Origin of the sequence: Oribacterium sp. WCC10, assembly GCF_900113415.1 — a bacterium.
Classification (GTDB): domain Bacteria; phylum Bacillota; class Clostridia; order Lachnospirales; family Lachnospiraceae; genus Oribacterium.
Map to the genome: position 1 here is coordinate 167,234 of NZ_FOPH01000005.1, position 12,287 is coordinate 179,520.

Here is a 12,287-nt window from a genome sequence, read left to right on the forward strand (position 1 = left end):
CTTTAAAAATCCGTGCCTCGACGCCGGAAGCTCCGGGGAAACACTGATATAATCAGTGTTTCCTCAGTTCAGTGAATCCTGATAGAACTCCTTAAACTCTGTATAACCTTCCTGTGTAAGCTGCTCTTTCTGGAACTTCTTGTTCTTGTTCATACGTGAAACGAGCACCGTTTCGCCATTCAAGCGAAGCTCCATAGCTTCATTAAGAGCCTCTGAAGTCTTTTCAGCATCCAGATTCTTATCAAGAAGGAATGCTATCCTCTTTCCTTCACCCGGAACCTTCTCGTCAGCATCAAGCATGATGGTGATGATACGCTCGAAACCAATGGAGAATCCAACAGCAGGTGTATCCTGTCCTGTGAACTTTCCTACCATCTTATCGTATCTTCCACCGCCGCCAACTGAACCGCCGAAGCCTTCAGCACGGATTTCAAAGATAGGTCCTGTATAGTAGCCCATGCCTCGAACAAGAGTGGGATCGAACTCTACATTAACCTTAACACTCTTAACTCTGGCCACAGCCTCTACTATCTCGGCAAGATTGGTTGTTACTGTCTCAGGAAGAACCTCCTTAAGCTTCTCTCCGAGTGAACGGATATCCTGAGCTTCAGTACCGATGCTTCCAAGAAGCGTCTGATATCTGTCTATAACTTCTTCTGCATATCCTAGAGAAAGAAGTTCTTCCTTAACCCCTTCGTTTCCGATCTTGTCTGCCTTATCAAGGCTTATGCATACCTTCTCGAAATCCTCTTCAGGGAATCCTGCGTAGGCCTGCATGCCGCGAAGAATCTCACGGTCATTGATAACGATCTTGAAGTTATACTTATCACCGAAACCTATGCGGTTAAGAAGAGTTGAGATAGCAAGTATAAGCTCAATCTCGGAAACATTGGAACCATCACCGAAGATGTCTATATCGCACTGTACAAACTCACGGAAGCGTCCCTTCTGAGGACGGTCTGCTCTGAATACAGGTCCAATCTGAAGTGCCTTAAAAGGACTTGGGAGCTGTGCCTGATTCTGGGAATAAAAACGGCTTAAAGGTAATGTGAGGTCATATCTCAGTCCTGAATCACTGAGGTCATCAAGGCTACCGTTCTGATATGCAGATTCCAGCTTATCACCGCGCTTCATAACCTTGAATATAAGCTTCTCATTGTCACCGCCCTGCTTGCTGAGGAGGTTCTCGATATGCTCCACAACCGGGGTTTCGATCTCTGTAAATCCAAATTCCTTATATGTTCTTCTGATCTCTGAGAGAACATACTGGCGAAGCTCCATCTCACGTGGAAGGATATCCTTCATGCCTGTAACAGGCTTTTTCTTTAATGCCATTTCCATACCTCAATATCAATAAATTTCACGGTCAATAATTATAACAATATTCCATAACTACCGCAAGACCTCCGCGGATATTATGAGGCCACGTTATTCTAAAAACAGAACAGTTCAGCCTGGTCAGAGATTTCAGAAGAGCCAGATGAGCCCCATATAAGGCCGTAAAGCCGAAGCGAGAAAAATCAGAATCGGGTCCTTTAGTGGCTCTTGGTTACATTTTCCTTAGATCCCTCGCCAAGTCAGAGTTTTCATAAAGAAAACTCTGATATTGTCGAGGGCCTAGAACTGCCCACGATTTGTTTTTTTATCGTGGGAGCCACGCGGCTTTGAGCGGTTCAGATGAATCCACAAGGATTCATTCTCTGACCACTTAGAGACCCGATTCTTGATTTTTCCGCTTCGGCACCTCGGTCTTATATGGAGCCCATCTGGCTCGTCACGGTTCTTTAAAGATATTTCTTCATTGTGTCGTCTATATCAAGTGTTGCAAAGTAGTCTGCCGGAGTCTGGGCACGACGGATAAGCTTAACTGAGCCGTCCTCTCTCAAGAGAAGTTCACTGGACCATAGCTTTCCGTTGTAGTTGTAACCCATGGCAAATCCATGTGCGCCGGCATCATGAATAAAAAGATAATCTCCCTTTTCAAGTTCCGGAAGCTCACGATCTATGGCAAACTTATCATTATTTTCGCAAAGAGATCCTACTACATCATAAGTCTTTGTTGCTTCCGCATCTTCCTTGCCAAGAACCGTAATGTGATGGTATGCACCGTACATAGCCGGTCTCATAAGGTTTACAGCGCAGGCATCTACACCTGCATACTCCTTATAAGTATGCTTGAAGTGGATGACCTTTGTGATGAGTGCGCCGTAAGGTCCGGTCATAAATCTGCCCATTTCTGTGAAAATGCTTATGTCTCCGAGTCCGTTGGGAACCAGCACCTCATCAAACACCTTATGTACACCTTCACCGATCTCTAGAATATCATTTCCCTCCTGGTCAGGCTTGTAAGGAATGCCGACACCACCGGAAAGATTGATAAAGTCAAGTTCTACACCCGTTTCATTCCTGATTCTTACTGCAAGTTCAAAAAGCTGTTTTGCAAGTGTAGGATAATAATCATTGGTAACAGTATTGGACGCAAGGAAAGAATGCATTCCAAAACGCTTTACACCCTTGTCCTTCAGAATCTTATATGCCTCAATGATCTGTTCTGTAGTCATACCGTACTTGGCATCCTGAGGATTATCCATGATGGTATTTGCAATCTTGAAGTATCCGCCCGGATTGAAACGAAGTGACATGGTCTCAGGTAAATATCCGAGAGTTTCCTCCAGTTCCTCAATGTTTGTAAAGTCATCAAGGTTTATGATTCCACCGAGTTTCTCACAAAACTTATATTCACTGAGGGGTGTTTCATTTGAGGAGAACATGATCTCATGTCCTGAAAAGCCACATGCATCAGACATCTGAAGTTCGGTAAGGGAACTGCAGTCAGTTCCGCATCCTTCCTCCCTGAGTATCTTCAGAATAGTCGGGTTAGGGCAGGCCTTTACTGCAAAATACTCTTTAAATCCCTTATTCCAGCCAAAGGCTTTATAAACTTTTCTTGCATTCTCCCTGATACCTTTCTCGTCATAGAGATAAAAAGGAGTGTCATAGGTTTCGTTTATTTTCTGAACCTGCTCAAGTGTTGCATATGGTGTTTTCATTGTTTTCCTCCTCTGCATTTTAAATAAGACCCCACAAATAATAATATTTGTGAGGCCCTTATCCTCATCATGATGAAATACATCTGTAAATATGCGTGCGTATAAAATCGTCACTCAATGATGATACATCGCACTCTCATTGTGTGCAATGAATTTTCATCTTTACATGATATAACATCCCGATGAATTTGAGAAATAATTTTTAGTTTATGCTCCCATTACTCGCATGATATTTGTTGCTGTAACAGGCTGATTACGTGTAAGTCTGGAAAGAATTCCGGCTGTGATTACACAAAGGTCTCCCTTCTCTACGATTCCGCGGTTACGAAGCTCATCCATGGAGTTCTCGAAAAGCTCATCTGTTGTATCAGATCTTCTTGCCCAGATAGGTGTAACACCCCAAAGGAGCATCATCTGACGAACAGTTGCCTGGCTTGGAGACATTGCATAGATAGGTGTTGCAGGACGATACTTTGAAATAAGTCTTGCAGTTGAACCTGTAAGTGACGGAACGATAAGTGCCTTTGCCTGAAGCTCTGATGCTGTTGTAACTGAAGCGGCACAAACAGCATTTGAGATATTGGCATAAGTATTCTCATCAACCTTACGCTTCTTGTACATATTGTAATCAAGGAACTGCTCTGTATACTCAACGATAGAAGCCATCATCTCGAGCGCCTCTACAGGATACTTACCGGCAGCTGTCTCTCCTGAAAGCATAACAGCATCTGTTCCGTTGTAAACAGCATTGGCAACGTCAGTAACCTCGGCTCTTGTAGGACGTGGATTTCGGATCATTGAGTCAAGCATCTGTGTTGCTGTGATAACAAGCTTACCGGCGAAGTTTGCCTTCTTGATCATCTCCTTCTGAAGCTGTGGAAGACGCTTTGCCTCGATCTCAACACCAAGGTCACCACGAGCAACCATGATACCATCAGCAGCATCAATGATCTCCTCAAGGTTATCAAGACCTTCCTGAGACTCGATCTTTGCGATGATCTTCATGGAAGAACCTGCATTGTCGATGATCTCACGGATCTGACGGATAGTTTCAGCATTACGTACAAATGAAGCTGCCACAAAATCAAAACCAACTTCAAGACCGAACTTGATATCATCGATATCCTTCTCTGTAAGGCCCGGAAGTCTGATGCTTACATTAGGAACATTTACGCCCTTCTTCTCGCCAAGCTCACCACCGTTTGTGATCTCACAACGGATCTCTGCTCCTTCTACGCTCTTAACCTTGAGACCGATGAGACCGTCATCGATAAGGATAACGCTTCCCTCGGAAACATCCTGATTAAGTCCGTCATAATTGATATAAACCTTATCCTTGTTTCCGATGCACTCTTCTGTTGTAAGAATGATCTCAGATCCTGCCTCAAGAGTTACCTTCTTGTGGTCCTCAAGCTCACCTGTACGAATCTCAGGTCCCTTTGTATCAAGGAGTGCTGCGATCTCACGACCGCTGTCCTTACGTGCTTCCTTAAGAAGTGCGTATCTCTCAAGATGCTCCTGATGACTTCCGTGAGAGAAGTTGAAACGGGCAACATCCATATTGTCTGCAAGTTTTCTTAATATAGTATAGTCATTCTCATTTGGTCCAAGTGTACATACAATCTTAGTTTTTCTCATTAAAAAGCCTCCTGTAATAATTGTGTTTAAGTCAGTTTCATGTCATATGACCGGCATCCGGTAAGGACTGCTTCCGGAAGTCCCGTCATATAATGATGTGTTTTTCACATCATCTAAAATCATTAATATGGAAAACATTGCGATTCTTAGGTCTCTGATTTGAGAGGTAGAAAAACAATGCCACATTCAAAATAGATAACGCTATCGCCACTTTTGTTCCAATGTCCGGTATAGTCAAAAACATGAAGATATATAAAACCACTTCTGCTATAGCCAGCCATTTGGCCTTGATAGGTATGATAAAGTAAAGCATAAATGTTGCATCCGGAAACGAAAGCGCATATGCCAGAAAAATGCTGAAAGTCATATACGTCGGATACATCTGAAGAGAAATTCCTGTAACTATATAAAACAGGAGTGCGGTAACCACCAGCATCAGCGCACCTGTGAAGAAAAAGAAATTATACTTGAATGTCCCCCAAAGGCTCTCCAGTGTGGTTCCCAGACTGTAGTAAACAAATGTTGCGATAATCATCCATACCACACTAGTGGATGGCGGATAAAACAGAAATGTCACTATACGCCATATGTGGCCATGCAAAATAGCTTCGGGATCAAGATCCAGATAGTAATAATACAGTAATGGATTAAACATCTGAATAAGAAAACCCACCACATAAATAACACATATGTACTTCATAAGGTCTGGGATGGCGTAGCGTCCCAGTTTACGTTCCAGCTTCTGAAATATTGTCAATTCAATTCTCCTTAAGTTAGTTTTTGTGTTGCACTGAATATAAATGTAATCATTTAAAAAAGGACCAAAGTGCCCCTTTATAAAAAATTTTCATAAAGTATATATTCTGTTATTGTGTTTTTCAAGGAAAAATGTGCTTAAAAAAATACATTTAAGGACTTTTTTATTTTTTTATAATGTATACACAGTGAAAGTTACTCATATTTTTTTCATACCACTTTATTTATCGTCGATTTTATAAGGGATATATTCAATTTTCTCAGGTTTTTCAAAAAATTTTCTTGATTCTCCCCGACTTTTGTTCACAAAACTTTTACATTATTACAGTTGAACGGTATCTGACTAAATGTTAAGATAGCATCTTGGTTCATACTCTATAAATATAAGAAAGATTATTCTTACACATATATCTTTCTTCTTATTTATGATTATGAGCTCGTCTTTTGAACTCACCTGGCAAGTGATGAGATCTTTTCTCAAGAATGCCATCATGTAACCTTCCGATAACTTAGGGGCTTATTTTTTATGGGCTTATCGGATGGCAAGTTTATAGAAGATGGGGTTAATTTATGCAGCAATACAGACTTGGAATTGATATCGGATCAACTACTGTTAAGATTGCAATTCTTGATCAGAACAAAAAGCTGCTGTTCTCAGACTACCGACGTCATCATGCCGATATTCAGGGAACACTGGCTACTATTCTTGAAGAAGCAAGGATACAGCTTGGAGATATCAATCTTTCTACCGTTATCACCGGCTCCGGCGGACTTACTCTCAGTAAGCACATCGAAGCCTTTTTCTGTCAGGAAGTCGTAGCGGTAGCAACAGCTTTAAAAGACTATCGTCCGGATACAGACGTGGCTATAGAACTTGGTGGTGAGGATGCCAAGATCATTTATTTCAAAGGCGGTATCGACCAGCGCATGAACGGAATCTGCGCAGGCGGCACCGGTTCTTTCATTGATCAGATGGCATCTCTTCTTCATACCGACGCATCAGGACTCAATATTCTTGCAAAGGACTATCAGATGATCTATCCGATAGCTGCAAGGTGTGGTGTATTTGCCAAAACAGACATACAGCCTTTGATAAATGAAGGAGCGGCACGTGAGGACCTTGCGGCATCCATATTCCAGGCTGTTGTAAATCAGACTATATCGGGACTGGCTCAGGGCAAGCCTATCAGAGGTCATGTTGCCTTCCTTGGCGGTCCTTTACATTTTATGCCGGAGCTTCGCAAGGCTTTCATACGTACTCTGAACCTTCAGGGTCCTGAGATCATTGAACCTGAGAACAGCCACCTTTTCGCAGCTATCGGCTCATGTCTCAATACTCCTGAAGATGCTAAGTCAGTTTCCATTGATCATCTCATCAATCTTCTTCGTAATGGAATCAGGATGGATGCAGAATTAAAACGAATGGATCCTCTCTTCAGGAATGCGGATGAATATGAGGCTTTCACAGAACGTCACAACAAGGCGAGGGTGAAAAGCAGTGATATACGTAATTATCACGGTAATGTTTATCTCGGAATCGATGCCGGTTCTACCACAACAAAACTGGCCCTTGTCTCAGAAGAGGGTGAACTTCTGTACAAGTTCTACAGGAATAACAACGGTTCGCCTATCGCTACAGCGATAGATTCCATGAAAGAGATACGCGATCTTCTTCCGGAGGATGCACGTATCGCCTATGGATGCTCTACCGGATATGGTGAAGCACTTCTTAAGTCAGCATTTCAGCTTGACGAGGGCGAAGTTGAAACCATATCTCATTACTACGCAGCATCTTTCTTTGATCCTGATGTAGACTGTATTCTTGATATAGGCGGTCAGGACATGAAGTGCATCCGCATAAAGGACGGCACTGTAGATTCCGTACAGCTCAACGAAGCCTGCTCCAGTGGATGCGGTTCTTTCCTTGAGACATTCGCGAAGTCTCTCGACTACTCCGTCATTGACTTTGCAAAGGAAGCTCTTTACGCCGAGAACCCTACAGACCTCGGATCCCGTTGCACAGTTTTCATGAATTCCAATGTTAAACAGGCGCAAAAAGAAGGTGCTACCGTTTCAGATATTTCTGCCGGACTTGCCTACTCTGTAATCAAGAATGCTCTGTTCAAGGTAATCAAGGTTACAGATGCCAAAGACCTCGGAAAACACATCGTTGTTCAGGGTGGAACCTTCTATAACGATGCGGTTCTTCGTGCTTTCGAGAATCTTTTGGGTGCCCATGTTGTCAGACCTGACATAGCCGGAATCATGGGTGCTTTCGGAGCTGCACTCATTGCCCGTGAAAGATATCATCTCGCAAACAAAAAACTTAAGGCTATGAAGCCGACCGAGGAAATAAAGGTCCCTCTCACTGCCTATAAGCGTGTGCAGACCTCCATGCTTCCTCTGGATGAGATCATCAATCTTAAGTACACCACCAAGATGACCAGATGCCAGGGCTGCAACAACCATTGTGTTCTGACTATCAACCAGTTTGGTGCAGGCAGAAACTTCATTTCCGGAAACCGCTGTGAACGTGGTCTCGGAAAATCAAAGATAAAGAGAGATATTCCCAATCTTTTTGCATACAAGCTGAAGAGAATGTTCGACTATGAGCCATTGCCTCAGGACATCGCCGAGCGTGGAGAGATCGGTATTCCAAGAGTTCTCAATATGTATGAGAACTATCCTTTCTGGGCTACCTTTTTCCGTGAGCTGAAGTTCAGAACCATCCTTTCTCCGGCAAGTACCAGAAAGATATATGAGCTTGGTATCGAGACCATACCTTCAGAGTCAGAGTGTTATCCTGCAAAGATAGTTCACGGACATATCGAGTGGCTCATAAGAAACGGCCAGAAGTTTATCTTCTACCCATGTATACCTTATGAGCGTAATGAAACACCTGATGCAGGCAACCATTACAACTGTCCTATGGTTACCTCCTACGCCGAAAACATCAAGAATAATGTTGAAGGCCTCGAGGACAATTCGGTAATGTTTATGAAGCCTTTCCTGGCTTTCACTAACGAAAAGATCTGTACCGATCAGCTTGTCAGAATATTTGTTCATCCTGACGGAATTGAAAACTCTATTCGACCTGTCGGAGAACTCACTCTTGAAAAGATCGGGCAGCAGTTCAAAGAATGGAACTTCACTGAAGCGGAGATCCGTTCTGCGGCACACGAAGCATGGATAGAGCTCGAGCAGGCCCACCGTGACATGCAAAAAAAGGGTGAAGAAACTCTCCGCTGGATGAAGGAAACTGATCATCGTGGCATAGTTCTCGCAGGACGTCCATACCACGTTGACCCTGAGATAAACCACGGTATACCCGAACTTATCACAAACTATGATTTCGCAGTTCTTACCGAGGATTCTGTTTCGCACCTTGGTCAGGTTGAAAGACCGATCATTGTAACTGACCAGTGGATGTACCACACAAGACTCTACCGTGCAGCCGAATTTGTCAAAACCCGGGAAGATCTGGATCTCATCCAGCTTAATTCCTTCGGATGCGGACTGGATGCAGTCACCGTAGATCAGGTCAGAGATATTCTTACAGGTTCGGACAAGATTTATACCGTACTCAAGATTGATGAGGTTAATAACCTGGGCGCTGCACGTATTCGTGTGCGTTCGCTCATAGCAGCCATACGCGTACGTGATGAGAAGCATTATGTACGCACCATGAGACCCGCAAGCTACGAACGCAAACTCTTTACCAAGGATATGAAGGCAGAGGGCTATACCATTCTTTGTCCTCAATTGTCTCCTATCCATTTTGATATGATAGAACCGGCCATCCGTGCTTCAGGCTACAATCTGGTTGTTTTGGACAATGCAAACCGCAATGCCATAGACACCGGACTGAAGTACGTAAACAACGATGCATGCTATCCGTCCATCATAGTTATCGGACAGATCATGGATGCTCTCAACTCCGGTAAATACGACCTCAACCACACAGCTGTCATCATGTCACAGACCGGTGGCGGTTGTCGTGCTTCAAACTACATCGGTTTTGTCCGACGTGCTCTGGAGCATGCAGGCATGTCTCAGATTCCTGTTATTTCGCTCAATGCCAACGGCATGGAATCAACACCGGGCTTTAAACTGACTCTTCCTCTGCTCACACGAGCAATGCAGGGTGTGGTTTACGGTGATGTTTTCATGAGAGCCCTTTATGCCACAAGACCTTACGAGAAGGTTCCCGGTTCAGCAGAGGCGCTGTATCAGAAGTGGCGTCAGGTTTGTATCAAGGCATTGTCGAAAAGAACTACTTCCATGTATCTCTTCTCAAAGAATGTACGTGGAATAATCAGAGATTTTGATGCGCTTCCTATAAAGGAAGGGCTTGTCAAGCCTAAGGTGGGTATAGTAGGTGAGATTCTTGTAAAGTTCTCACCTCTCGCCAACAATCATATAGTTGAGCTTCTTGAGAATGAAGGTGCCGAAGCTGTTATGCCGGATCTTATGGATTTCCTGCTGTACTGTTTCTACAACCAGAACTTCAAATACGAGAATCTCGGTGCAGGCTGGAAGGGTAAAACACTTTGCAACTGCGCAATCAATCTTTTGGAGTATTTCCGTAAGACTGCACGAAAGGAGTTTGCGAAGTCTAAGCGCTTCACGGCCCCCGGTGATATCAAGGAGCTTGCAAAGATGGCAAAGGAATATGTTTCAATCGGCAATCAGACCGGCGAGGGCTGGTTCCTGACCGGTGAGATGCTGGAACTCATGGAGGAAGGTGTCAACAACATTGTTTGTACCCAGCCTTTCGGATGTCTGCCTAACCATATCGTCGGTAAGGGTGTCATCAAGGAGTTGAAGCGTCACAATCCTGATGCCAATATCATCGCTGTTGACTATGATGCCGGTGCATCTGAAGTCAACCAGCTTAATCGTATCAAGTTGATGCTTTCTGTCGCGCAGAATAAACTGAAGGAGCAGGCATAAATCATATCCCGCCCATCCGGAATCCGGCGTTCGTTGCGACCGGCTCACGGTGTTGATTATCCCATCCGGAATTCGATGCTCGGCGCGGTCGGCTCACGGTGTTGAAAGTACATCTCATACAAAAATCCTCTCGGCTCGGACGCTTATATGCGTTCGTTCCGAGAGGATTTTTCTATTCAAAGTTCTTTCAAACAGCAAGCCTGGCCGCATCCAATCATCGAATTCTTTACATTGATACATGCTTTATGTTGATTAAAAAAATAGATCTGGAATCATCAGGCAGGTAAAAATCAGCACATATGTTAGCGTTAACTTCTCTCTATCAACTGCATTATTATTTTAAATAAAGTAGTATATTGATAACAAACGCTCTCAGTGAAATCGAAGCTTTAATGGAGACTAAGCTTGCTGCTTGAAAGAACATGTACTGAAAAAAGTCCATCAGAGATGAACATATAAATGTTCAATCGCTGACGGACTTTTTGATTGGAATGTACTTTCAACGCCGTGAGCTGGCACCATGAAGTTCGATTTCACGTCCGTTTGGGATGAAGTGAGCCGACCGCGCCGGGCATCGAATTCTGAACTCAAAACACAGATGTCATTGGTACGTCATTTTTATATTCAACCCTCGTAAATCGGATACTTCTTCGTAAGTTCAGCAACCTTAGCCTTGATTTCGTCCTTTGAATTCTCAAAATCAGTTGCTGCCTTCCAGATGCACTCTGCGATAGGTGCCATATCCTCTTCCTTGAAGCCACGAGTTGTAACCGCTGCTGTACCGATACGAACACCGGAGGTAACGAATGGTGAACGAGGATCATTCGGAATAGCATTACGATTGAGAGTGATATTAACCTCATCACAGTTATTCTGAAGAACTTTACCTGTAAGCTCCGGAATATTTGTAAGGTCAACAAGCATGAGATGATTGTCAGTACCGCCTGATACAAGCTTAAATCCCTGAGCAACCATAGCTTCCGCAAGAGCCTTACAGTTCTTTACAAGCTGTGTCTGATACTCCTTGAATTCCGGCTTAAGAGCCTCACCGAAACATACAGCCTTTCCTGCGATGACATGCTCAAGCGGTCCGCCCTGACATCCCGGAAATACAGCCTTGTTGAAATTGTACTTCCTGGCAATTTCTTCGCTTGAAAGAATAAGACCGCCTCTTGGTCCGCGTAACGTCTTATGTGTTGTGGTGGTAACTACATGTGCGTATGGAATAGGTGACGGATGAATACCTGCTGCAACAAGACCGGCAATATGTGCCATATCTACCCAAAGAACAGCTCCCACCTTGTCTGCTATCTCACGGAAACGCTTGAAATCAATGATCCTTGGATATGCAGAAGCACCTGCTATGATCATCTTTGGCTTTTCCCTTACTGCCAGAGCCTCTACCTCATCATAATCAATGTAGCCATCAGCATTGACACCGTAAGGCACTATGTTGAAATATTCGCCTGAGAAATTGGCAGCAGAACCGTGTGTGAGATGTCCGCCGGCATCAAGTGACATACCAAGTATCGTATCTCCCGGCTTACATATAGCCATGGTAACAGCCATATTTGCCTGCGCTCCGGAATGAGGCTGAACATTGGCATACTCACAATTAAAGAGCTTCTTGGCACGCTCAATGGCTATAGTTTCGATATCATCTACGTTAACGCATCCACCATAATAACGCTTACCAGGGTAGCCTTCAGCATACTTGTTGGTGAGTACAGTTCCCATAGAAAGCATCGACACATCAGACAGGATGTTTTCGGATGCGATAAGCTCAATATTGTTCTGCTGGCGCTCGTACTCTTTGATGATGAGATTCCCAACCTCTGGATCGGCTGCTGCAATGTAATCCATCACTTCCTTGATCATAGTTACCTCCAC

At 43.9% G+C, this 12,287-nt stretch carries 6 protein-coding genes; 1 reads left to right on the top strand and 5 read right to left on the bottom strand.

Annotated elements, in window-relative coordinates:
• Window positions 1-63: 63 nt before the first annotated feature.
• The 4 genes from hisS to BM294_RS05510 form a co-directional block, all read right to left on the bottom strand.
• Window positions 64-1,335 (bottom strand): histidine--tRNA ligase, encoded by a 1,272-nt coding sequence (gene hisS, locus BM294_RS05495; protein ID WP_091205571.1) that lies wholly within the window; start codon window positions 1,333-1,335, stop codon window positions 64-66.
• Window positions 1,336-1,784: 449 nt separating this feature from the next.
• A complete protein-coding gene (locus BM294_RS05500) occupies window positions 1,785-3,050 on the bottom strand; it encodes a diaminopimelate decarboxylase (protein WP_091205573.1) in 1,266 nt (421 codons plus the stop codon).
• A 207-nt stretch (window positions 3,051-3,257) separates the two neighbouring features.
• Window positions 3,258-4,688, bottom strand: a complete 1,431-nt coding sequence (gene pyk, locus BM294_RS05505) for a pyruvate kinase (RefSeq protein WP_091205574.1) — start codon at window positions 4,686-4,688, stop codon at window positions 3,258-3,260.
• 109 nt (window positions 4,689-4,797) lie between these two features.
• Window positions 4,798-5,445, bottom strand: coding sequence for a hypothetical protein (locus BM294_RS05510; RefSeq protein WP_091205576.1), 648 nt, complete (start codon window positions 5,443-5,445; stop codon window positions 4,798-4,800).
• A gap of 569 nt (window positions 5,446-6,014) precedes the next feature.
• On the opposite strand from BM294_RS05510, the gene BM294_RS05515 reads away from it, so the two are divergent.
• Window positions 6,015-10,397 (top strand): 2-hydroxyacyl-CoA dehydratase, encoded by a 4,383-nt coding sequence (locus BM294_RS05515; protein ID WP_091205579.1) that lies wholly within the window; start codon window positions 6,015-6,017, stop codon window positions 10,395-10,397.
• Between the two features lie 624 nt (window positions 10,398-11,021).
• Here BM294_RS05515 and glyA read toward each other — a convergent pair.
• Entirely contained in the window at window positions 11,022-12,275 is a 1,254-nt protein-coding gene (gene glyA, locus BM294_RS05520) for a serine hydroxymethyltransferase (protein WP_091205581.1), read from the bottom strand.
• Between the last annotated feature and the right edge of the window lie 12 nt (window positions 12,276-12,287).

What these genes read in the sequence shown, in the direction of transcription:
- hisS (WP_091205571.1), bottom strand. Translation starts at nt 1,335, where the DNA reads ATGGCATTAAAGAAAAAGCCTGTTACAGGCATGAAGGATATCCTTCCA.
- glyA (WP_091205581.1), bottom strand. Translation starts at nt 12,275, where the DNA reads ATGATCAAGGAAGTGATGGATTACATTGCAGCAGCCGATCCAGAGGTT.
- pyk (WP_091205574.1), bottom strand. Translation starts at nt 4,688, where the DNA reads ATGAGAAAAACTAAGATTGTATGTACACTTGGACCAAATGAGAATGAC.
- BM294_RS05515 (WP_091205579.1), top strand. Translation starts at nt 6,015, where the DNA reads ATGCAGCAATACAGACTTGGAATTGATATCGGATCAACTACTGTTAAG.
- BM294_RS05500 (WP_091205573.1), bottom strand. Translation starts at nt 3,050, where the DNA reads ATGAAAACACCATATGCAACACTTGAGCAGGTTCAGAAAATAAACGAA.